Annotated in this window: 20 protein-coding genes and 1 pseudogene; 13 read left to right on the top strand and 8 right to left on the bottom strand. The window is 53.9% G+C overall.

Annotation, left to right across the window (positions count from 1 at the left end; translation table 11 throughout):
• Positions 1 to 546: hypothetical protein (locus Q8902_13580; protein ID MDP4200588.1), on the top strand; the 546-nt coding region annotated here is incomplete at its 5' end.
• A gap of 188 nt (positions 547 to 734) precedes the next feature.
• On the opposite strand, the gene Q8902_13575 is transcribed toward Q8902_13580, so the two are convergent.
• Entirely contained in the window at positions 735 to 926 is a 192-nt protein-coding gene (locus tag Q8902_13575) for a hypothetical protein (protein ID MDP4200587.1), read from the bottom strand.
• Positions 916 to 1,416 (bottom strand): annotated as a pseudogene (locus tag Q8902_13570) (hypothetical protein). The gene Q8902_13575 and the pseudogene Q8902_13570 overlap by 11 nt, the downstream one beginning before the upstream one ends.
• A 502-nt stretch (positions 1,417 to 1,918) precedes the next feature.
• On the opposite strand from Q8902_13570, the gene Q8902_13565 reads away from it, so the two are divergent.
• The 9 genes from Q8902_13565 to Q8902_13525 all read left to right on the top strand — a co-directional run bounded on the left by Q8902_13565 (position 1,919) and on the right by Q8902_13525 (position 12,101).
• Positions 1,919 to 2,509: a hypothetical protein gene (locus Q8902_13565; GenBank protein ID MDP4200586.1), complete on the top strand. Its 591-nt coding sequence runs from the start codon at positions 1,919 to 1,921 to the stop codon at positions 2,507 to 2,509.
• A 218-nt stretch (positions 2,510 to 2,727) separates the two neighbouring features.
• Positions 2,728 to 3,795 carry a lysylphosphatidylglycerol synthase transmembrane domain-containing protein gene (locus Q8902_13560; GenBank protein ID MDP4200585.1) on the top strand — a complete coding sequence of 356 codons (1,068 nt, stop codon included), beginning with the start codon at positions 2,728 to 2,730 and terminating at the stop codon, positions 3,793 to 3,795.
• A 69-nt stretch (positions 3,796 to 3,864) separates the two neighbouring features.
• Complete coding sequence (locus Q8902_13555; GenBank protein MDP4200584.1) at positions 3,865 to 4,917, top strand: lysylphosphatidylglycerol synthase transmembrane domain-containing protein; 1,053 nt, start codon at positions 3,865 to 3,867, stop codon at positions 4,915 to 4,917.
• A complete protein-coding gene (locus Q8902_13550; GenBank protein MDP4200583.1) occupies positions 4,910 to 5,740 on the top strand; it encodes a CpsB/CapC family capsule biosynthesis tyrosine phosphatase in 831 nt (276 codons plus the stop codon). The genes Q8902_13555 and Q8902_13550 overlap by 8 nt, the downstream gene beginning before the upstream one ends.
• A gap of 84 nt (positions 5,741 to 5,824) precedes the next feature.
• Entirely contained in the window at positions 5,825 to 8,509 is a 2,685-nt protein-coding gene (locus tag Q8902_13545; protein MDP4200582.1) for a polysaccharide biosynthesis tyrosine autokinase, read from the top strand.
• Complete coding sequence (locus Q8902_13540) at positions 8,510 to 9,691, top strand: glycosyltransferase family 4 protein (GenBank protein ID MDP4200581.1); 1,182 nt, start codon at positions 8,510 to 8,512, stop codon at positions 9,689 to 9,691.
• A gap of 15 nt (positions 9,692 to 9,706) precedes the next feature.
• Positions 9,707 to 10,897, top strand: a complete 1,191-nt coding sequence (locus Q8902_13535) for a phosphoglycerate kinase (GenBank protein ID MDP4200580.1) — start codon at positions 9,707 to 9,709, stop codon at positions 10,895 to 10,897.
• Positions 10,898 to 11,005: 108 nt separating this feature from the next.
• Positions 11,006 to 11,668: a DUF4142 domain-containing protein gene (locus tag Q8902_13530; protein ID MDP4200579.1), complete on the top strand. Its 663-nt coding sequence runs from the start codon at positions 11,006 to 11,008 to the stop codon at positions 11,666 to 11,668.
• A 34-nt stretch (positions 11,669 to 11,702) separates the two neighbouring features.
• A complete protein-coding gene (locus Q8902_13525) occupies positions 11,703 to 12,101 on the top strand; it encodes a nitrite reductase (NAD(P)H) small subunit (protein MDP4200578.1) in 399 nt (132 codons plus the stop codon).
• On the opposite strand, the gene Q8902_13520 is transcribed toward Q8902_13525, so the two are convergent.
• A complete protein-coding gene (locus Q8902_13520) occupies positions 12,090 to 13,910 on the bottom strand; it encodes a hypothetical protein (GenBank protein ID MDP4200577.1) in 1,821 nt (606 codons plus the stop codon). The two genes, Q8902_13525 and Q8902_13520, sit on opposite strands and share 12 nt — an antisense overlap.
• 73 nt (positions 13,911 to 13,983) lie before the next feature.
• On the opposite strand from Q8902_13520, the gene queG reads away from it, so the two are divergent.
• The 3 genes from queG to Q8902_13505 are packed head-to-tail and all read left to right on the top strand — an operon-like array spanning position 13,984 to position 16,435.
• Positions 13,984 to 14,919 carry a tRNA epoxyqueuosine(34) reductase QueG gene (gene queG / locus Q8902_13515; GenBank protein MDP4200576.1) on the top strand — a complete coding sequence of 312 codons (936 nt, stop codon included), beginning with the start codon at positions 13,984 to 13,986 and terminating at the stop codon, positions 14,917 to 14,919.
• Positions 14,919 to 15,968: a thioredoxin-disulfide reductase gene (gene trxB / locus Q8902_13510; protein MDP4200575.1), complete on the top strand. Its 1,050-nt coding sequence runs from the start codon at positions 14,919 to 14,921 to the stop codon at positions 15,966 to 15,968. Before queG ends, trxB begins: the two co-directional genes overlap by 1 nt.
• Positions 15,969 to 15,997: 29 nt before the next feature.
• Entirely contained in the window at positions 15,998 to 16,435 is a 438-nt protein-coding gene (locus tag Q8902_13505) for a hypothetical protein (GenBank protein ID MDP4200574.1), read from the top strand.
• 6 nt (positions 16,436 to 16,441) lie between these two features.
• Here Q8902_13505 and coaE read toward each other — a convergent pair whose 3' ends face one another.
• The 5 genes from coaE to Q8902_13480 form a co-directional block, all read right to left on the bottom strand.
• On the bottom strand, positions 16,442 to 17,092 hold the full coding sequence (gene coaE, locus Q8902_13500; protein ID MDP4200573.1) for a dephospho-CoA kinase: 651 nt from the start codon (positions 17,090 to 17,092) through the stop codon (positions 16,442 to 16,444).
• On the bottom strand, positions 17,089 to 18,333 hold the full coding sequence (locus tag Q8902_13495) for a tetratricopeptide repeat protein (GenBank protein ID MDP4200572.1): 1,245 nt from the start codon (positions 18,331 to 18,333) through the stop codon (positions 17,089 to 17,091). Before Q8902_13495 ends, coaE begins: the two co-directional genes overlap by 4 nt.
• Positions 18,334 to 18,440: 107 nt before the next feature.
• Positions 18,441 to 20,321, bottom strand: a complete 1,881-nt coding sequence (locus Q8902_13490; GenBank protein MDP4200571.1) for an OmpA family protein — start codon at positions 20,319 to 20,321, stop codon at positions 18,441 to 18,443.
• A gap of 102 nt (positions 20,322 to 20,423) precedes the next feature.
• On the bottom strand, positions 20,424 to 21,722 hold the full coding sequence (gene eno, locus Q8902_13485) for a phosphopyruvate hydratase (GenBank protein ID MDP4200570.1): 1,299 nt from the start codon (positions 21,720 to 21,722) through the stop codon (positions 20,424 to 20,426).
• A gap of 196 nt (positions 21,723 to 21,918) precedes the next feature.
• Entirely contained in the window at positions 21,919 to 23,730 is a 1,812-nt protein-coding gene (locus Q8902_13480; protein MDP4200569.1) for a hypothetical protein, read from the bottom strand.
• Positions 23,731 to 23,753 lie beyond the last annotated feature (23 nt).

Genomic DNA, 23,753 nt, shown 5'->3' with positions numbered 1-23,753 from the left:
TGGGTTAGCGTCGTGCGGAAGTTCTGTAGCCCTGAAAGGGCGGAGTACATCGCCCTTTCAGGGCTACATATTCTTTTCGCGTCTGCAACCCAGGGTACCGCTCCGCCGCAAGCGGCTTCGCTCCACCCTGGGCTGCGGGTACTCCGTGCCTTCGGCACTATGTTGGTAGCGGTGGCTTCGCGCAAGCTGAGGCGCGCGCGCTACAACGCGCGACCGAGGAGTGCGGTGAAGGCCGAAGTGTTTAGCCGCGAAGCGGCGGCGTACTCGCAGCCCAGGGTGGAGCGAGCTTGCGAGCGTAACCCTGGGTTAGCGTCGTGCGGAATTTCTGTAGCCCTGTTAAGGGCGGAGTACATCGCCCTTTCAGGGCTACATATTCTTTTCGCGTCTGCAACCCAGGGTTCCGCTCCGCCGCAAGCGGCTTCGCTCCACCCTGGGCTGCGGGTACTCCGTGCCTTCGGCACTTTGTCGGGAGCGGCGGCTTCGCGCAAGCTGAGGCGTGCGCTACAACGCGCGACCGAGGAGTGCGGTGAAGGCCGAAGTATTTAGCCGCGAAGCGGCGGCGTACTCGCAGCCCAGGGTGGAGCGAGCTTGCGAGCGTAACCCTGGGTTAGCGTCGCGCGGAAGTTCTGTAGCCCTGTTAAGGGCGGAGTACATCTTTCTGGTGTGGGACATGCTTTAGCTTGTCCCAGTATTTTGGGGCAAGCTAAAGCATGCCCCACACCGCGGGACCCAGGTTACTTCGCTTTGGCTTTGGCCTTTTTGCGTGGGGGAGTGCCTGTGGACGAGGTTGGGCTGGCCTTCTTTGCACGGGCTTGCTTGGCCTTGTAGGTTTTCAGGAATTCGCTGACCGCCTTCGACTCTTCGGGTGTGGTGTCGCCCGAGATATAGATGTCGATGCTGTCGAATTTTTTGTAATCAGGTCTCATCGAAGTCCTTAAAGTAGGTACGCACCAAACGGAGCGCGGCTGCTGTGTCTAAGAACATCCGATGACCCTACATCCGTTTAGCTCCAAGCGTATTCTCATAGTGTTCGATAAGCTTTGTTTTTGCGAGGAAAACGACCACGCCGTCATATCGCCGCTCGAACGATGTTTTGCAGGCAAATGCAACGAGATTTCCAGGGACACCTTGATAGAGTTTGCTCCTCCCAATATTAAAGTCCGCACTTTCGAGCAGGTGAAGAAAGACGTGATCGTGCTGGTCGGAGAGACTAATCAGTCCCTGAATGACCGACGGATTCTCACGCGTTGTCAGCTTGTAGACTTCGCGGTTAGGGTCATGCAATTCGAGCGGCCAATCGAATTGCCACACACCATCCTTCAAAAGAGCCTCGTCGTGAAGGGTCAGGCGCACGATTTCGGTTTCGAAGACCTCTCCCGAAAGGAGGTTCTCGATGGAATTGGTTAGCTTGTCAATCTCGAAATCGAGTCGTCGTTACTTCGGCATGATGCAAAACTACGGTTTTCCGCAGCGGCTTTGCGCAAGCTGCGGCGTGCGCCCTGCGGGTACCCGGCTACGTAGGGACGTGCCGCGCACGTCCTGTCTCGGAACACACGGAGAATTCAGGTTACGCCAGCAGTCATGACGTGCGCGGCACGTCCCTACAATTTAATCAATAATTCATCGAAAATATGCGATGCCAGAGGTGTCGAACCTCGTTGTATTAGATGGAGGGGGGTCTCTCGGGAAAATATGAAATATGAAATATGAAGTATGAAATATGAAATTGGCTCTTTTCAATCAAGAAGCATGGTTGGCCAGGTGACACCGTAACTCGTTCATGAATATTTTCCGAAAACGGAATATATAATTATTTGATGTTGTCCCAAAACAGCTCAGCAGTGCGGGGAAGTAGCATTCTCAATGCAGCCTCGCGCAAGCTTAAGCGCGCGCCAGATGTCATTGTATCTTTGCAGGGATGAAACCGAAGATTATTGCTCTCATTTTGCTTTGCCTGCTTCTTGTGCCTTGCGCCATGTTTGGCTACTATCAGGTGCAGCGCAACCTGTTTAACCTGACGTTTGCCGAGCGCGACGAGCAAGGCAAGCCCGCGCAATGGGGTTGCTGGACCAAGGGTTCGTCGTACTCCTGCGATAGCGGAACTGTGCCGGCGGGTAAGTACTCGCTGCACGTGAAGGTCTCGAAAGGGGATGGTTCGCCCGGTATCGGTGCGAGCGTGATATCGCAGTCTGCGCTGCTTGCGCATGTGCGCGGGACGAACGTGACATACAGCGGCTGGATCAAGACGAAGAACGTCGCTCGCTGGGCGGGGTTGTGGATGCGTGTCGATGGCCGTCCGCCGGGTCAGTATACTGGGAAGATCCTTGCGAGCAACAACATGCAGGACTCGGCGTGGTATGGCACGCACGACTGGCGGCACTTCTCGTTCGTGTTGCCTGTCAGCGACACGGCGAAGAATGTCGATTTCGGCGTGCAGGTAGCGGGCAGTGGCGAGGCGTGGTTCGCCGGCCTGACACTGGACACGAATGGCGTTCGGCTGGCGCCATAAGGGTTCTTTTTCAATTTTCTTTTTCGGGGATTTAGAAATCGGAATCTTTTAGTCCGAGATGATGTCCTTTCCAGCTGAACCGCCAACAGGCGGCCCTTTTTGTCGCCAATTTCAAGGGCCCACAGCTAACCTGCTGTGGGTCTTTGTATTTCTGGCGAATCTGTGTTGTAAACGAGAGCTTCTTTCCGGCACGGCTTTAGCAGGTTGCTCATCATTAGATGAAGCATCCATCAGTTCGATACGGCGCAGCGATAGTGGTCGCTGGCGTGGCTCTGTATTTTGCGTTTCGGGGTCAGCATCTGCGCCGATTGGGAGTGGAGCTTCAGGGTGCGAACCTCCTCGTGATCCTCGCGGGCACGGGGGTGATGTTTCTGTCTCATTTGGTGCGTGCCTGGCGCTACAAGATGTTCCTGCGGCCCATCGCGCCGCACACCAGTTTGACCTCAGCTTTTCGCGCGCTGATCGCAGGCTATGCGGCGAACAACCTGATCCCGCGGGCAGGCGATATTATTCGTCCAGTGCTGTTTTCGAAGCGCGAGGACATTCCGGTGTCGTCATCGGTCGCGGTGTTGCTGATCGAGCGGCTGACCGATCTTGTTGGTCTGACCGCGATCCTCATCGTATCGATCCTGTTATTCCAGAACGAGATCGCGCGCGAATTCCCGACTGTCGGCGCGGCGGCATTGCCCATTGTTGCCGCCTTACTGGCGATCTTCAGCATGGCGCTGCTGATCATCTTTAGCGAAAAGAAGACGACGCGGGTGATTCATTGGATTGGGCGCGGTTTACCGAAGCGATTTCGCGGCGCGATCGAGCACGGTGCCGCGCGCGTTGAGGATGGACTTCGAGGCGTCCGAAGTGGCTCGGCAATACCGGTGATCCTCGGAACGCTCGGTATCTCGGCGTTCTATACGATATCGATGTATATCAGCACGCTCGCGATGCCGGCCAGTTCTGGTAATGACATGGGCCATGTCGGTCTGCTCGGCTGCTTCCTGCTGCAATCGATGTCGGGTCTGGCATATATCATGCCGGCACCGGGTGGGACGGGGACCTATCACTTCTTCGTCAGCCAATCCCTTGCGACAGTCTTTGGTGTGCCCCCGGAAATGGCGATTGCATTCGCGACTCTTACGCATGCTTCCAACTATCTTTTGACGACAATAATCGGGGTCATCTTTATGGTTGCGGATGGGGTCTCGCTTTCCTCGGCTCGCAAACAGAATGTTATCGCCCGTCCCCCCATCGTGTTACCCGTATCCGGAGGGCGCCATCCGGTGGAATGAAAGCCCTCGCGTTCCGGGTTGATACCAGCGACCGCCCAGCCCACGCGGAGACCATTCATTCGAGAATTCTTGCCACAGTTGAACCGTCGCGCCCTTTCTTCTATCGCAATCGCTCTTGCGACTCTTGGCCTGCTCTATCTTGCCTTTCGCGGACAAGATATTGCAGGGTCGCTGCACGCTATTGGCGATGCGCACTTCTTCCCACTGCTGGGCGGAGTAATGATGATGTTCCTTTCGCACGCCGTCCGCGCGTTTCGCTGGCAGATCGTTCTTCGTCCGCTCAAACGGAGCACAAGTTTTTGGCGTGCTTACCGCGCAACACTTGCGGGATATGGTATGAACAATCTCATCCCGCGCTCGGGCGAAATCGTCCGGCCATATCTCATGTCTCGCGGTGAGAACATTCCGATGGCCGGAGCATTAGCCAGTGTTGTTGTCGAGCGCCTTGCCGACGTGATGGCCCTGGCGGTACTGATGATCTTCTCACTGTGGTCGTTTGGCACCCGGCTAACCTCCGTGTTCCCCATGTTCTCCGGCGATGCAATCATACTGCTTGGCGTCATGCTGGCAGCACTGATCCTGTTCATTCTGATGTTTTTTAGCGAGCGGCGTACGCTTCGCTTCGTCGATATTTTCGTCAAGCGATTGCCAGGCAAGCTGTCTGCGCGGGTCGAAAAGATCGCAATCGATTTTTCGCATGGTCTTCGCGGACTCGATCGCTCCGCGATTTTGCCTCTGGTGATTGGAACGGCCGGGATTTGGCTGATTTACGGTGTATCGATGTGGGTATCGCTGCAGGGGTTCGATGCCGCCGGAAATCTGACGTTCGGTGATGCCTTGCTGTTGCTGACACTCTCTGGGATCGCATACACGATTCCAACTCCAGGGGCTACTGGATCGTACCACGCGCTCATCAAGACCGGGCTCGCACTGATCTTCGGCGTGCCGGCAAGTATCGCTCTTGCCTATGCAATTGCCACTCATATTTTGAGTTATATTACTATTACACTAGCGGGTCTCGGAGTCCTCGTTGCCGAAGGACTCTCCTTTGACTCTGCACGGAAGCTGGGCGATGATCCAGCACCAGATACTCAGCACTCAGCACTTATGGCCGATGGTTGATATTCACTGTCATCTTGTCCCCGGCGTCGATGATGGCGCCGAATCCGTGGATGCCGCACTCGCGATGATCGAACAGGCGCGTGCCTGCGGTGTTACTGCAATCCTCACAACTCCGCACATCCGCGGACGGCTTGAAGATCTCGCGCTGCACGCGCACCACAAAGAGCGATTCCAGTTGGTGTTGGACCGTAAGCCCGACATGCCGCTGTACCTCGGTGGAGAAGTACGCGTGACTTCCGAAACGCGCGAGGTAGTTCAGCGTAAAGAGTTTACAGCATCTGAGCAATCGAAGTACATTTTGCTCGAAATGGACTTCGATCAAGTACCTCCTTACTTCAGCCAACTGTTGTTCGATTATCGGTTGTCTGGCATCACGCCGATCGTCGCGCATCCCGAACGCAACATGGGCGTGCTCCGGAATCCTGAGTATGCACTTGAGTTTGTACGTCATGGCGCGCTATTGCAGGTTACGACCGGCTGCTTGCTTGGTGAACTTGGCGAGTCCTTCCAGACTTGTGCGATGACATTAGTCGAATCGGGTCTTGTCTCGATCCTTGCTAGCGATGCCCACAATACAAAGACGCGGCCCTATACAAGTTGGCCAGGCGCATACGAATTACTGAAGAGGATCGAAGAGCGCACTCGCGAGTTTGCGCGGCCCATTATCGCCGATAAACTGGTGACCGAGCATCCACTGGCTGTCTGCGAAGGACGGTCAATTCCCGCAATCGAGCTGGATGAGGTCGCGGTGGATGCTATTAGAAAACGACTATCTGGCGCCGTCCACACGCCAGTGAAACGAAAGCGGTTCTTTCATTTGTAATAGATGAGCGACTCAGTATTGGGATTCGCGTGTCCGTGAGTATCAAGACATTCCCGTTTGCCACTATAGGAATGCATCAGAACTATGCCTGAATTTAAATCGAACGCGTCCGAAAACGGTCAGAACGGTAGAGGGCCCGCCCCGCGCGGTCCCGGTGGCCGCTTTCTGCCTAAGAAACAAACAACAAAGTCCAATCCGCAAACCGGCAACCCGAATACGGATGGAAGTGGCTCACCGGCGAGTACGTTCGGTTTTTCCAAACTGACGCCAGGGGACAGCCCGAATTTCAGCCGTGCACATGTCCAAAGTTCGAGCGTTCCGACCACCCGGCGGAGAAAGCCGGTTGAGCGCAAGCTGAACTTCTCCGAGTTGATCAAGGTCATGTATCGCGGACGGTGGATCTTGCTCTCCACATTCGTGATCGTCTTCGCGTATGCCGTCTATTCGACCTACTCGAAGCCATATATCTATGGTTCTTCCGCCCGATTATTTATCGATCATCCACCGGGTCCTACGCAAGTACAGGCCATGCTCGGCCCGGCACCCGAGGATCACAGCATCGGCAACGAGATGCAGTTCTTCAAATCGCATGTCGTGAGCCAGCACGTCGCACGGTTGCTGCGTGATTATGCGCTTGGCGATCGCATCGAGATTGATTCGCTATTTACCGATGCCTTCGGTTCGGCGAAGGACGTGCCGCCCGATCCGAAGCAACTCGCAATTATTCGCGTAAACGATAATCCCAAAATGCCTCGTATCCGAGGCACCGTGGATGTGGCTACGCTAGAGGCCCGCGCATCTGCCGCGGTATCGGTCGCACCCGAAGGGACCAATGATTACCTGCTGGTCTCCTCAGAAGCATACACTCCACTAGATGCTGCGTTTCTGACGAATCTGTATGTCGTGGTCTTCGTCAAAGATAATCAGGCTCGCGTCCGCGCAAACTCCGCTCAGCTTAAGCAGTATCTCTTCGATCAAAAGCAGCGCAGTTTCGATTCGTTACGGCGCGTGGAGAACAAGTTGCGGGATTATCTCGGAACCACCAGCGGCATGAGCGCAGAGGATATTGCGAAAAGTATTACGACCCAGTATGAAGACCTGAAGCAGAAACGGCAGGGAGTCGAAGTCGATCTCAATTTGCGAAGAAAGGTCTACGCGGATTTGATGACGAATCTCGACACCGTCGAGAAAAACTATTACGACAATCTGACGCTCGAGCCGCGAATTAACATGCTCCAAAAAGAACTCACCGAGTCGGAGTTCGAGATTCAGAGCATGGAAATGTCCAACAGTATCATGGATCCGCGGACTAAGAAATATCTCAAGGACGAGATCGATACGAAGAAGGACCGCAAGGCCCTGTTGGAGGAGAAACTTCGGACAGCAAGCGATCAATTTCTCCATTCCCAAGTCATTGTTCCGAATCAATCCGATCAATCCGTCAATGGGGATGTCAAGTACGCTACTGAATCCAGCTCATTGGGCACCATCTCCTCGCTTCGACAGAGTATTTTGAACGCGAAGCTTAAGATCGGGCAGGATTCGACTGTGCTCGCAGAGTATGACGCCAAACTTGGGGAGTTGCATGCCGAGGCTGAATCGATGCCGGAGAAGATCGTACAGACGTCGGCATTGAAGCGGTCAGAGGGGGTGGCTGAAAAAATGTACGGCCAACTGGAAGATCGCTATCTCGAAGCGTGGATGACTGAGGAATCGGTATTCGGTAACGTCAAGGCCGAGGATCCCGCCGCACTGATTGCAGCACCGATCCGCCCGAATCGTCAGTCGGCTATCGTGACGGGCGCGCTACTGGGTCTTGCAATTGGGATTGGCATCGTAGTGCTGCTTTCATTCCTCGATTCGACAATTCGCACGCCAGACCAGGTCGAAGCAGAAAATGTTACCTTGCTTGCGACGATTCCAGTCATCAATCACGCTTCGCAACCGCTTTCGATCTCGCCGGAGATCGCGAGTGCTGAACGGCCGAAATTCACGCCGCATCGCGCTTCGCATCTCGACCCGCATTCATCCGTGGCGGAGTCATACCGCTCTCTTCGCACGACAGTTCTCTTCAGCGGCCTTGACCGTGAGATCCAAGTTCTTGCGATTACGAGTTCGGCGCCCCAGGAAGGAAAATCGACAACGTCCTCCAACATGGGAATTGTCATGGCGCAGACAGGAAAGAAGACGCTGCTCATCGATGCCGATCTTAGGCGACCGGTGCTGCATTCGGTCTTTGGGCTCCCTCGCGAGCCAGGCCTGACAAATCTGTTATTTGAACGTGCTACGTTCGAGGAGGCGATCAAACAGACCGATGTCGAAAATCTGTATGTACTTCCATGCGGGATCATTCCGCCCAATCCTGCTGAGTTGTTAGGCTCCCAGCGAATGGGACAACTCATCGCGAAATTGCGTGAGGAATTCGACATGATCTTACTCGATACGCCGCCGGTGGTCGCCGTGACCGATGCACTGCTGCTCGGACACACGGCGGACGCCACGATCCTCGTTGCTCGCGCTGATGTGACACGCATTGACGCGCTCCTGCGCGCGATGGATTCGATCGAGCGTTCTGGGGCCAATATGCTTGGAGTCGTGCTCAACAATTTCAACGTCGCAAATGCCTACGGCTCGTATTACAAGTACTATCAGTACTATCACTACTATTCATCGACCCCACGGGCACCGAAGAAGAGTGTGTTCGAGCAATTCTTTCCGTTCCGGCCTAAGAATCTGCCGGTGGCAGAGTCAGAACGAGAAACAACATAAGTGAAGCCGCGGCGCCTCGCGATCGTTACCCAAGATCCCGCGAATTTCGGCGGTGTGCTGCGGCTCGTTGAGTATGCGTATCGGCGTGCGAAAGCCGCCGGCTTCGAACCAACGATCATCCATTATGCCCGTTTTGCCGAACATCCGGAATTGAGTGCCTCGCTTGCGAATATCTTTCGCGGGGAGTTGAACTTCTTGCCCAAGGTTCAGCGATATGAGTTTCGTGGAATGCAGAGCGTTGCAATCGGTGCGTATTTGCCCGAGTGGGAGCCGAACCGTATCCATGCGAACCGGTTCTGGCGCAACGAACTTGCTGAATTTGATGACTTCCTTCTCGTCACCGGCTCTGCACATACCGGCTTACCACTCGCTTCGCTGAAGAAGCCGTTCGTTGCGTGGGTTTCTTCAAGCGTTACTGCCGATCGTGGCGAACGGCTCCGATCGTCGCGCAACTTCTTGGCGCTCATCGAGCGATTGGGCATGCTGCCAGTACTGAAATCCGAAGCGCGGGTTCTGAATCAAGCAACGAGCATTCTTGCCGTCAGTAACGATGCACGAGATCAACTGCGACGGCTATCGAACACGCCCACTGAGGTGTGGCCATTCCCAATCGACACGGATCGTTTCCAGCCTTCTGAACTACGTGATTCACATCCGCGATTTCTGTTCGTCGGCCGTGCGAACGATCCACGCAAACGTGTTGCCCTTTTTGCGGATGCGTGCAACGAACTCCACCGAACGACGCCTGATCTCGAGTTCGCCGCAACGATCGTGTCGAGTGTAGCGGCGGGATTTCCGCGTCCATCCGATACGAATCTTGAAGTCCGTTCCGGAATATCGGATTCGGAATTGATCGAGATGTATAGCTCTTCGACTGCTCTGGTTCTGACCAGCGAGCAGGAGGGACTGGGGATTGCCGCGATGGAGGCCATGGCGTGTGGCCTCCCGGTTATTTCCACTCGCTGCGGCGGCCCGGAGACGTTTATCGAGGATACAATTTCCGGCTTTTTTGTTAGCAACGATCCGCGAAAGATCGCGGAGGCGATGCACACGCTTGCTCTGAACTCGGCACTTCGAGAACGGATGGGCCGCGCGGCCAGAGAGAGAATCGAGCGCGAATTCAGCGAGCGAGCGTGGAATCTCCGATTTGAAAAGATGCTAAGCGACCTCCCACATTCATAGAGCCTCTTTGACGATATGACTTATCAGACTATCGACACCGTTGATGTCAAGGGCAAGCGCGTGTTTCTCCGAGTCGATTTCAATGTGCCGCTCACCAAGGAAAAGCCATACACAATCGCTGATGACACACGCATCCGCGCAGCGATGCCAACGATCGAGGCTCTGCTCGCGCGTGGTGCACGGCTGATCATTGCAAGCCATCTTGGCCGTCCAAAGGGTGCGCCTGAAGAGAGGTACTCACTACGTCCGGTATTCGAACATTTGAAAGTGCTTCTTAGCACGAAGGTAACGTTTGCCAATGATTGCGTTGGCACTGAAGTCGAGAACTCGGCAAGCGGACTGAAGCCTGGCGAAGTACTCCTGCTCGAGAATCTTCGATTCCATGGCGAGGAGGAGAAGAATGATCCCGCGTTTTCCAAATCTCTGGCGGGATTATGTGATGTCTATGTCGATGATGCATTTGGCGCAGCGCACCGCGCTCATGCTTCTATCGAAGGTATCACTCATTTCGTTAGAATAAAGGCCGCGGGGTATCTGATGGATAAGGAGCTGAAGTACTTGGGCGGCGTGCTCTCCTCTCCTTCAAAGCCCTTCGTCGCTATCATTGGCGGCGCAAAGATTTCCGGCAAGATCGATGTCATCGAAAGTCTGCTCGGTCGTGCCGACAAGGTATTGATTGGTGGTGGCATGACCTACACCTTCCTGAAGGCGCAAGGAAAGGAGATCGGCACGTCGCTCGTCGAGGAAGATAAGGTCGAATTGGCAAAAGCACTGCTTGTCAAGTCTGCCAATCGGCTCGTGCTACCGGTCGATACCGTCGTCGCTCGTGAGTTCAAAAACGACGCCGAACATAAGACGGTGAATGTCGATGAGATACCTGCCGAGTGGATGGGTGTGGACATCGGCGATCGGACTATTCAGCAATTCCGCACGGAGATCGCTCGCGCGAAAACAATCGTCTGGAACGGCCCGATGGGAGTCTTCGAAATGCCAAATTATGCGACGGGTACCTTCGAGATCGCCCGCGCACTTGCGGATGCAACAGCTTCGGGAGCCACGACCGTCGTGGGCGGCGGGGATAGCGTATCGGCACTCGAACATGCCGGACTCGCCAGCAAGATATCGCATGTCTCCACTGGCGGTGGCGCGAGCCTCGAATTCCTCGAAGGCAAAGTGCTGCCGGGGGTAAAGGCACTCGAAGCCTAAATATTAGATCGACTTTCTCGTTTTCATTTCCGCTCAGCCATTAGTTTGAGGCATGAGGTTTGTCCGTGTATTCGTATTCGAATACGCTCTCCATCACTCATTCATTGAATGATGAAACACTCTTTCCTCAGCAAGTATATTTTTCTCGGGGAGGCCTTTCTGTTGAGCCTTGCGCTTATCGCTGCAAGTTGCACGAGAAAGACGAACACAGACTATGGGCTGGATTCAATCACATCCAGCGCAATCTCACCCGGTCCGAACCCTTCGTCATCTCAACCTGCGAACACTTCGATGTCCGATGAGAATATCATTGCTGCTCTATGCGCAGCCGATTCTGCCGAGATTACCGAAGCGAAATATGTTATTTCGCATACGAAGAACACCGAGGTGCGCTCATTCGCGAACATGATGGTTGTCGATCATTCCAAAATGTGGAAGGAAAAGAAAGAGCTTGCGAAGAAACTCAACGTTAAGCCGCTCCCTCCTGCGAACGATAATGGGTCAAGCATGATGGCTTCCGAAATGGATGCGTTGCGAAATGCTCCAAACGCCCATGCTATGGATAGTCTATATATTGCGGATGCCATTCAGGACCACAAAGAGGACTTAAAGGATGTGAAAGAGCTTCAGACGACCGCCCACCATGCTGAGTTAAGGGATGCAATCAAAGGTGCTGAGCCTGTTGTCATGAAGCACCTTGAACATCCCCGGGCGATCGAAAGCAAGTTAATGTCTGGTGCCGGAATGGCGGCTTCGAAACGAAGTCAGTAGCACTGAGCATGGCTGCTTCGATGTTCTTTCATTCGTGAATGATTTTGATGAGGAAGCATTAGACGCGGCACGTTCCGAACTGAACACGGAAGGCTCGGAGCAATCTTTGGAATATTTCTATGCATGTCAGTTTGCAGAGATTCCGCCGAGCGGCCGGCGGGGGAAGGTCGTCGAAGTGGATGATACCGAAATCGCGATCTTTAATATCAAGGGAGAAATCCTCGCCATTTCAAATCTCTGTCCGCATGAGATGTCGCCGGTCATGGCAGCCGGATTTGTCGATTGTAATGCCTGCGTGGTGGCCTGCCCGCTGCACGGTTGGACGTTTGACCTGCACACCGGCATGCAGATCGGAGTCCCTGGAAGCATCCCTGTCTATGATGTTAGACTCGATGGGGAAGAAGTGTGGCTTCGAAAGTCATCAATGACGTAACACAATCGCAACGTTCCAAGTCATTGATCTCTGCGCAATGGAGACATGATACGCCCCATTCGGAAAACCTCGGAGATCAAGCATTACACTGCCGTCGACAACTGTGTTGGTCGTAGTCAAAACGGTCTTCCCCGCTTCATCGCTCACGGTGATTGCGGTCTGTGTATTCATCGCATCCGGCAATGATAGCGCGACGATCTGGCTCTGCGTGGGATTGGGCGTCGCAGTTGCCTGGAGTCGTTTCTCGGGTATGGAAGGCACGCCCAACGCTTCAATACTGAAGGCACGCCCACTTGTCGCGGAGTCGATGGAGGTGTGCGTAGTGACGGAATAAATATATTGGCCCGGAGGCAGCACGCCAAGGCGAATTGAGGTATCTCGAAGGATTGTGTCGAACAATACTGTTGTGCCTGTTCCTGCCTGGAAATGATACCACACAAAGTTGCCGCGGAGCAGATTTTGAGATGGTGACCAATGCAACTGGACCGGCAGCGCTGAATTGTAGGATGGAAGATTCTCACTAAGCACGACCGGATCAGGGGTTACCGGCGAGTTCAATCCAGAGATCCTCGAGAATAATATCCCATTCGCATTGCCATCCTGCCATGCTGCATAAACATCGCCATTCGATCCGAACGAAAGATGGGGCAGATATTGGCCATCTCCTGACGGGCCAGGTAGCGAGCGCGAACGATTCCAAGTGTTACCACCGTCGGAAGAATAGGTGAACTGCACCGGTTGGCCGAGGCTGGCATTCGGCATAAACGCATAAGCTATTATGCCATTCGGACTTACGGTGACGTATGGCCAATGGCCGGTCTGCGTCTGGCTATTCGAAATCGAGTAGTTTGGAAGAACATTGCTTCGGCCCTTTGGCAACAGGCCGAAATATGCAATGAGCTTACCAGAATCATCGCGCTGGTCGTTCCACGCGACGAAGAGATTTTCGTGTGGGTCGAGGGAAATATGCGGACCTTTCGAGGGACAGTCTTCGAGTTTCCAATCGCCAAGTTGACATTGGATCGATGGCTCGAATGTTTGGCCACCGTCCCAGGAGCGACAAATAAAAATGTCGCGCATGTCACCCAGCGGGGTATTCATGCTGGTGCGAAATGCGATGTAGACATGCCCATCCGGCGAGACGGCAATATCCTGTCGGCAGCATTCGCACGTTCCACTGGTATCGAATGCTAATTTGTCTGCGATCACAGGCAGCGACCAAGACAATCCACCGTTCGTGGATCGTTCGAGCTGCATCTTGTAGTGTTTGCCCGTCTTGGCCATGATTTGGCGATTGTCAAGATAGGAGACGTAAAGATTGTCCGAAGAGTCGCATGCAATGACAGCAAAATCCTGTGAGAAACTAGCCGAATCGCCTGGGTCCATAATGGAAAGCGGCTGCGACCACGTTTTGCCGCTATCGGTGGAGCGGACATACCATACATCACTCGCACTCGTGACTCGCGCCTCCGCCCAGACCAGGTGGATCACTCCTTTGGTATCAATCGCAAATTCAGGTGATCGCTGAAGTTCAGAGGTCCATTGCGTCGCCCACTGGCCCTGGTTGCTTACTGGAACCGGTGTCGAAAAAGTCTGCCCGCGATCGGTTGAATGGCTGAAATAAATATTGGCATTCCTCTCGAACCAACTCACATAAATACTGCCGTCCCGACCGACGTGCATGGTTGGCGAGTGCGCGCCAGCGTTCGTGCTGATCTGGACGGGTGCTGTCATTGCGAGTTGAGCCAACGCTGGTTCGGCAATGCAAATTAGTACCACCCACCCGAGGACGAGAGCGAGCTTATTCATCAAATTCATCATTCCTATAAATTATGGTTGCCTGCTGGAGTCTTCTTCCACTCCACCAAAGTTACAGAACACCATGACACGCGAAGAAATCACATTACACATCAAGGCGAAAGCGCTCGAAACTGGCTTTACCAAGGCCGGCGTCACCAGCGTGGAGCCGCTTAATGATGCAGCCGACCGGCTCCGCGCCTGGGTGGCGGATGGTGCTCACGGCGTCATGCAGTGGATGGAGCGGCGGCATGATGAGCGTCGGGATGTCCGCAACCTGATGCCGGATGCCAAGAGTATTCTCTCGCTGGCCATCAACTACTATCATCCTCACGAAATTGATCCCGCCTCGGACCACAAGATTTCGCGCTATGCCTGGGGCACCGATTATCATGAGGTCGTGCCGCCCATGCTCAAACATTTGCTCGAAGAGATCCAGATGATCGTACCGGAGGCGGTTGGTCGATATTACACGGATACCGGCCCACTCCTCGAACGTGAACTTGCGGAACGCGCCGGGATCGGATGGATTGGCAAGCACTCGAGTGTGATCACACGCGAGGCTGGCTCATGGGTCTTTCTGGCCGAGATTATTCTGAACCTCGATCTCGAACCCGATCCACCCGCCGAAGATATGTGTGGAACCTGCACGCGCTGCATCGATGCCTGCCCGACGGACGCGATCACAGAGCCATACAAGATTGATGCGCGCCGCTGCATTGCATATCTCACGATCGAGCTGAAACCCGAGCACGAGATCCCGTCAGAGCTCGCCTCTAAGCTGAATGGCTGGATCTATGGCTGCGATATTTGCCAGGATGTTTGTCCGTGGAACCGCTTTGCACAGCCAACTGCTATATCAGCATTCGCCCCGCGGGAAGGAGTTCTATCGCTCGATTGCGAGACCATCGAAACGATGGAGCAAGAGGAGTTCTCAAGCCGTTTCAGTAAGTCACCCATGAAACGCGCGAAACTTGCTGGGCTGAAGCGTAATATCAGAGCCGCGAAACAGAATCAATAATGAACACCAATTACCATCGCACGCATTTAAAGCGAGAGCAAGTCCATCCTGTCGTTATCATCGGCTCCGGGCCGGCGGGCTTTACCGCCGCGCTCTACACGGCGCGCGCAAATCTCTCGCCGATCATGTTCGAAGGCGATCAACCGGGAGGTCAATTGACGATCACAACGGAGGTTGAAAATTTTCCCGGTTTCGAGCACGGAATTCAGGGGCCCGAGTTGATGGATATATTGCGCAGGCAGGTCTCGCGATTTGGGACCGTCACCAAGTTCGAGACGATCACTTCGGTCGATCTTTCAAAACGACCGTTTACGCTGAAAGCCGGTGAGAAGACTTATCATGCGGAGTCCGTGATCATATCGACCGGCGCTCGCGCGAAGCTGCTGAACATCCCAACCGAGCAGACCTACATGGGGTATGGCGTCAGCGCTTGTGCGACGTGCGATGGGTTCTTTTTCAAGAATCAAGATGTACTCGTTGTTGGCGGGGGAGATACGGCAATGGAAGAGTCGAATTACCTAACTCGGTTCTGCAAATCGGTCACGATTGTCCACCGTCGCGATGAATTCCGTGCTTCGAAGATCATGTACGAACGCGCCACCGCCAACCCCAAGATTCATTGGCGCACGAATCAGGCGATCGTCGAAGTGCTTGGTGAGACGGATGACAAGGGCCGAAGGATTGTCACAGGAGCTGTCATCGAAAATGTCATAACCGGCAAGACTGAGCGAGTTGCGACGAACGGCATCTTTGTCGCGATCGGCCACTCGCCGAACACCGAGTTATTCCGAGGCCTGATTGATATGAACGAGATTGGTTATATCGAGACGAAAGGGAAGACCTCCTTTACCAACATTCCCGGGGTCTTCGCGTGTGGCGATTGTCAGGACCACGTGTATCGTCAGGCCGTGACGGCTGCCGGTTCGGGATGTGTCGCCGCGATCGATGCGGAGCGATTCCTGGAGGCAAATCCGATGATTTACGGCTACGAGCCATCACATGACCAGACGGACGAAATCATGGAGGAGAGTATTCCGCATCATGCCTAACGCGTTGGGGCTAAGTTGACCGTTCTAAGTTGAAGTCACGTTTACAAAAGACTTTGGGCAGAAGTTCGTCCTGGATTTCTGTGATTCTGGCAACAGCCATGACGTGCGGTTGCGGGTTCTGGGCTGGTAATCCTCCAAAGGAAGGTCTCTACCTTGACTCATACAATGTTGATTTTGGAGTGGTCAAGGCCAATGATACGAGCTCAAACGGGATCGGAATCATCAATAATACGAATACTACTTACCTTATTCAAAAGCCGAGGCTTGCGCATGGGATTCACTTTTGGCTGACAAGGAATTTCGGCAGGCCGGTGGACACCCTCGATCATGGCAATTACAACAGCTGTATTGAATTTGATTTCACGGCAAAGACTCCTGGGACATACCGAGACACCTTGCGAATCAACAGCTTCCCCGATACGACACACATCCTTCTTTCGGCGCCGATCGTGGCAATTTGTCGCTAAAGACGATTACTGACTATGCAGTGGCTCTTCCGGTAAGTCTCGCTCCGCAAGTGCCTTCAGCATTAAAGCGAGCGTGGAGGCGCGCTCCTCGAACTCCTCGCGATTGCCGGTATTCTCGACGGTAATATCGATTTCATCGAAGTTTGCGTGCTCGTAGTCCTGAGCTGCGAGTCGAGCCGATGCATCCTCCTCTGAGAGATACCCAAATTGCCGGACGCGGTCCAGTACCGCCTGATCGGGAGCATCCACGAGCACGATATAGTCGAAGTGTTGCCGCAGATCGGACGAAAGGATCAGGGCTGACTCGACGGCCACGGGAGTGCTTGGTTCCGCATCACGAAACTCACGCTCCACCTCCCGCATAACGGCAGGATGAACAATGGCTTCCAGTCGCTCGCGAAGCGCGCGATCCTTAAAAAGCTTTGCGGCGAGGAATTGGCGGTTCAGCGTGGTGCCGTGCTCGCCATCCTCGGTAAAGACTTCCGTCCCGGCCAGTCGCTCGATTTCAGATCGGATAAGAGGATCGCGCACCATGATATCGCGTGCCATCTGGTCGGTATTCAACACATGAATCCCATTCGCGGCGAGTTGTTGCATGAGCGTGGACTTGCCACTGCCAAGCTTTCCAGTCACTCCGATTCGAGCAGCGCGTTTCATTGGGCTTGAGAAGATTCTGTTTGAGTCTCTGCTACCGCCGCAGTCAACTCGTTCGTCTCCTGATTGCGTGCGTCACGCCTGCGTCGGTAAGTGTTCAGCGCCATGCGCACTTCCAGCGCTCGGACTGCTTGGCGGTTGGTCTCACTGTGCAAAAGCTCATGTTGCTTCAACGCGGCGTGCAGATATTCATTGGCCCGCTTATAATCGAGCTGTTTTGTCGCAATCTCCGAATACAGGAGATTGGTCTCATATAACAATTGCGGACTTGCCACCCGCTCGGCAAGTTCAAGTGCGCGGCCGAGCGCAATTTCGGCCTTCTCCAAATCGCCCAATTGTAAATACGTGGCTCCAATAGCGTGCTCCACTTTTTGCAGGTGGATCTTATTTGGTGTCGCTTCAACGAGTTCGCGTGCCTCTGTGAGGTAGCGAAGGGCATCACCCGGAGTGCTTCCCAACAATGTGAGTTCAGCAAGGCTGATGAGTATCTGTGATTTCAGGTCCTGAAGATTGTGCTTCGTGCTCAGTTGCAGCGCCTCTTCAATGCAAATCCGTGCCTCCTCGAGTCGATTCTCATGCAGCCGCGTATTGGCGAGGAATACCAAAGTGGATGTGACCTGCCGATCGTCCTGGAGTCGTCTGGCAATCGCCAGTGAGCGCTCAAAATGCTCGGCGGCAGTTTCGTATTCTTCGCTGCGCTCGAAAATCGCGCCGATATTGGCAAGTACGCTAGATTCGAGATATTCATCTGGATGATCAGCCAGTGAAGCAAGACATTCCCCAAACGTATGCATGGCACCGGCATAATCGCCCGATCGGATGGAGACTATACCCCAGCTATTGAAAATGCGTTGCACGGTGTACCAATCCTGATTGGACTGCGCAAGTGGGAGTGCGCCATTGAAGCAGCGAACGGCTTCCGGCAAGTTTCCGGATGCGCTGTGGACAGTTCCAAGTCCCTGAAGGGCCAGTGGGATACCCTGACCATCTCCAAGCGAGGTGAACATGCCAAGTGCTTCTCGAAAATAATCTCCGGCTTTCAACAGATCGGGCTGCTGACGATGGGCACGGCCAAGCTCCATCAGACACATGGCAATCAGTGCAGAATCCCCGGAAGACCGGGCACACGAAAGCACTTTGTGCACTTCCGCAATAGCCCCTTCCGCATCCGTCAAATAGCGCCCTTCACATTTATGCAGAGCCTCGCGGAGTTCAGCACTGGTTGGATTGGGAGAATGCGTCAATGATTCGCGTGTGTAAGTCGAAAGGGCGGCCAGTTACGAGAAATAACGTTGACTGCTGCAACATTTCTCACAAAGCATGGAATTCCCCCAAGCATGGACTAATTGTACTATTTCACGATTGCAAATTCCACACGGCGATTTTGTCGACGACCATCGTCGGTATCGTTCGATCCGATCGGTTTGGTGTCGCCAAATCCCTTGGCCGATACCCGAGTCTCCGTGATGCCTGCGTGCGTGATATAGGCGCAGACGGCAGCAGCGCGGTCTATTGAAAGTTGCATATTCTTATCCTCAAGACCGGTATTATCCGTGTGTCCACCGACTGCAATCGCGAGATCCGGATTCTCCTTCAAGAGTTTGACGACCCGATCGAGTTCTGGAAATGACTCAGGCCGTAAGATTGCTTCATTGAGATCGAAAAAGACGTTGTTGAGACGAACGACCTGACCAACTTCGATCGGCGCCAGTTCGAGATCACGGGTTACCTGCAAATCGTCCGTGGTATCCCGAGCGTCCAGATTATCGCTGATCGCGTAGTAACCCGGCGCCTCTGCGCGAATGCCATACTGCGCGCCAGAGGAGAGAATTGCGTTATATGCGCCGGTGGTGGGATCGGTATTGACGACACCGGCGGGACGCCCTTCGGGCAAAACATCGTAGACGATCTTTGCGGCAATCGGCTTCTGGGTCTTCTTGTCAAGCGCACGACCACGCACCATGGCATAATGTTCGATTGCCTTGATGGATGCGCCGGCGGAATATCCATACGACTCTGCATGACCGTAACCATAGACGTATGCGACGAAGCCATTGTCGCAGCCAAGGGTATGATCGCCAGCACTAATGTCAAGTTGCCCGTAATAATAATTTGGGTCTATTGTGACCCGATTCAGCACGACTGGCCTGCCATCCAAGCGGAGTACACTGCGGCCGCTAGCCGGGACGAGCACGTTCAGGTAATACGCCGTGATTACTTTCGATGCAAACGCATTGAACGTGACCCCGGTCTGCATTTGCTCGTTGGGGCTGAGAAGAATCATAAACGGATCGGCATCTTCTACATGATCGTACTCAGTGCTATTGCTATATTGCGCAACTGCAATCGATTTCGATGCGCGAATACTTGTAGGTTCGCGAAGAACGCACTCATAGAACTTGCCCGCATTCAGCATCTGAAAAGTCTTCCCAATTCCCACGCGGGTGGAGTCCTCAGAAGCAAGGATTCGGTATGTGTCCCCCTTACGCGTTTTTAGCGGGATCGTGATGAAATTCTTACCCCACGCCGAGAGCGGATACATTTGTTCGTAAAGATGATCGGAGAAATCCGTGCCGGGCGGGATCGATGCGCAGGACGAGCCGCCGAAGACCGCAACCGGTCGGGATGCGATAATCCGCGTGCCTGTTAAGTCGCCATTGGACTGAACCTGATACTCCTCGCCACGTGAAAGTATGATGGTAAAGGGAAGATCCGCTTTGTGTCCGGCGAGGGTAGGAGCGGTTGGAGTGATTTCGATTTGCGTTGAATCCATTGTTGCGACCACCATGCACTCACTCGGATAGCCCGCCGGCGTGTAGGCCATCACCCGATACTCGCGGCCGAGCGCCTTTGCAGGCAAGATAACGCTGGCATCCGCTGTTTGCGCGCTGTAATTCAGCGCGAAGCATGCAACGATTGACTCGCTTTCAATATGGATCGCTCGCTGCTCAATCTGTTCTGAGGTTCGGACCATTCCGATTCCGGACGGTACGTGAATAACGGTGCCGACTCCCGGTTCTACGCTGAAAGACTGCTCGAAGCCGGCACCCGGAACTCTAAGGGTGCCATTCGTATGCGTAGGTGAAGAAACATATACTGAAAGCTCGATCGGGTTCCGAACGCCGGAATCGTTATACATGAACCCGAACCAGAATTCCTTGCCAGCGGTCGTTTGACCGTGTGCGATACCTGCTAACAAGCATAGAACGGAGACAAAAATAGGGCGAAGCATAGGGAAATTCAAATCCAATTCCGATCCCGACGGAAGTAAAACCGCAGTATGAGAAAATTGTTCGCAGCTAAACGGGTGGCTGCGCTCACCCGTTAATTATCCTTATGAATGTGTCAATGCCTGCGCTCCAAGAAATTGGGACTTGCCAGCCAATTCCTCCTCAATCCGAAGCAGTTGATTGTATTTCGCCATCCGCTCGGAGCGAGACGCCGAGCCGGTCTTGATTTGTCCGGCGCCAGTACCGACAGCCAAATCGGCAATGGCGGCGTCCTCCGTTTCACCGGAACGGTGACTGATTACCGTGCCATAGCCAGCATTTTTTGCCAATGCGATAGTATCGAGTGTCTCAGTCAGCGTGCCGATCTGGTTCAACTTGATAAGGATTGCATTGGCCACGCCTTCTTTGATTCCGCGCTCGAGAAATGATTTGTTTGTGACGAATAGATCGTCCCCAACAAGTTGCACGGTCTTTCCAATCGCATCGGTCTGCATTTTCCAGCCCTTCCAATCATTCTCGGCCATGCCATCTTCAATAGAGCGAATGGGGTAGTTGCGAGTCAGGGATTCGTACTCCTGGACCATATCTTCGATTGAGAGCATCGTTCCGGGTTTCGACTTATATAGTTCGTACGACCCATCGCGCCACATCTCACTCGAAGCTGAGTCGAGCGCGAGTACCACATCATTGCCGGGCTTGTATCCGGCCTGCTCGATCGCCTGGACGATTAATTCGAGCGTCTCGCGGTTGGATGTCAATGCCGGTGCAAAGCCACCTTCATCGCCAACGTTGGTATTGAGCCCCCGCTTCTTGAGCACAGTCTTAAGGGTGTGAAAGACTTCAGCACCCATCCGAAGTGCTTCGCGGAAAGTCTTGGGACTTACCGGCATGATCATAAACTCCTGAAAATCGAGCAGTCCATCAGCATGGACTCCACCATTTAGAATGTTCATCTGTGGCGTCGGAAGAAGGAACGGTTCTTTCGTCCCGGCCAATCGCGCGAGATAGCGATAGAGCGGAAGTCCTGCAGATAATGCGGATGCTTTTGCCAGGGCCATGGAGGCGCCCAAGATCGCATTCGCACCGAGCGTGGCTTTGTTCGGTGTGCCATCCAACGCGATTAATACTTCGTCGATTGCGCGCTGGTTGGAAGCATCCTTACCGGCGAGTGCCGACTTGATTGCACCGTTTACATTCGCGACTGCAGCCAGAACCCCCTTTCCACCGTATCGCTTTTTGTCACCATCGCGGAGTTCGACGGCTTCGTGCTCGCCAGTCGAGGCGCCGCTTGGTACGCCAAAGCGACCGAATGAACCATCGGATAATTTGCAGTCTACTTCAACTGTGGGGTTGCCACGCGAGTCCAGAATTTCGCGAGCTTGCAGGTCGAGAATGGTTGGCATGTATTTCGGAGGTTAACAGTTGGATGATCGATCATCCAAGAAGTGCAAATTTACGAACATCATTGCCCGGTGTTCCGCAAAACAGAAATGGCCGGATGTAACTCCGGCCATTTCTGTTTTGCGTCTGAACCTCATTCGATAATGCCAGTTCAGTGCTGTACAGCGATTCTTCCGCCATACAACTCTTCTCCGCTGGTCAGCGAGTAGAAGTAGCTCCCGCGGGTAGGGCAGCAGTTGACCACTCGAATGCTTGCATGCCGGCGCCGAGCGTTCGATCGCAGAGCGTTGCGACCGTTCGGCCTAATGCGTCCGAGAGCACAAGATGCACTCGCGTTGGGGCATTCAGACCGAACGAGACCTTTACGTTACCCGGGGCAGGATTCGGCGAGACACGAAGCCCGCTCAAGAGTCCATTGGTTGGCCCAAGCCCGTCAACGCCGGCAGCAGCCGTGATGGTAAAGGCGTGAGGAATGACTATCGAATCTCGAAGTTCACCACTACCCCAACTATTAACTGTCACAACATCATACGCTCCAAGCGGTGCTCCTGCCGGAATTTGAAAACTTGCGGAGTCAGTACCTGTGATGGAACCGGGGATTATCGTGCCTCCCCTCTGAAGATAAATCCCATTCGTAATAATCTCCAGAACCTTACTCGGCGGGTATTTTAGAAGAATAGTCTGTCCTTGTTGCCCCTGATTCGGAGTGACGGTTCCAGCCGGGTCTGTGAATATTCCTTCGACAAAGAACGCACGGGTTCCCGTCACAATCCGGTTCGTGCCAGGTTCGGTAATCGTAACGTTATATAATCCCGGAAGGGCGGCAGGCGGGATTAAAAAAGTCGCCGACAACGCATTATCACTCGTGACAGTGACGCTCTGTGCCGGGATTGAGGTCTTACCATTCGTCAAATGAACGCTTTGCACGTTCTGATTTCCCTGATAGCTGAAATGCATGCCGGTCGCGGTCATAGCAACGGCGACAGTTGTGCCCGGCATACCACCACGATTCTGGGGAAATCCAATGACAGGATGAGGGATGACATAAAAGGGCGTATGCATGTCGTACATGTTCCAGCTCTGGTCGTAACCGGTAACTTCCGCATCATAAATTCCAGGAGCAAGAGAATCGGAAAGAGCGAAGTAGGCTGAAGCGAGAATCGAACTGAAGACAGAGTCCGCGCGGGTATGGTAGTATGTCACACCGCCTTGCTTCAAATCGATGTTCATCGATGCCGAGACCATATTGGATGGCTGAAAGCTAGTACCCTGGCCGACAATAGTCACATCGAATGCGGTGGAAGCGGCGCCGGTATCTGGAATGATCGAAACAGTCGGCGGCGCACCAAGTACATGGAACAAGGCTGTCCCAGTGTAATAGAAACCGGGATTGGTCACGGCAACATCGTATGTCCCAGCCGGCAGGGTGTCCGGGATGGTAAGGGTCGCAGTCATCTGTGTGAGGCTCAGGATCGAATCGCCGTGGGTCGTGAATTTGACTGTTCCGTTTTGTTTAAATTGAATGACGATCTGACCGGCAAAGCCTGCGAACTGCGTACTTTGCCCCTTGATCGTAAGCGCGACAGTCTGACCGGAATATGCACTACCGGGTGTGACTGACAATATCTTCGGAGGTGGTGGGATTATGACGAAGGCATTCGGTTCTGTCCAGTGGTAAGCTGTCGAGTCGAGTCGTTGGACAACTAAGTCGTATGATCCGATAGCGAGACTGCTCGAGATCGACAGTGTGGCCTGCATCAGCGAGTCGTTGGGGACCGAATTCGGATAGGTCACAACATAGGGTCTGCCCGAGCGCTGGAGCGAGATTGCCACCATGGAAAGTCCGACCGTAGGCCGAAAGTGTGTACCTACACCTGCAATCGAGACTTGGAGAGCAGATGTCGGCGCGCTGGAATCGGGTGTGATCCGAAGTGTCTGGGCGCGAACTCCAGAGCCAAACGCCATAATTCCGACTGCCACGATGAAAATACCGAGAATCAATCGTCTCATATTGTTTCCCCTCAACTGTAAAG

The sequence above is a fragment of the Bacteroidota bacterium genome, from assembly GCA_030706745.1.
GTDB lineage: Bacteria > Bacteroidota > Ignavibacteria > Palsa-1295 > Palsa-1295 > PALSA-1295.
The sequence above is the reverse complement of the archived record's forward strand: the minus strand, read 5'-3'. Positions and strand labels throughout refer to the sequence as shown.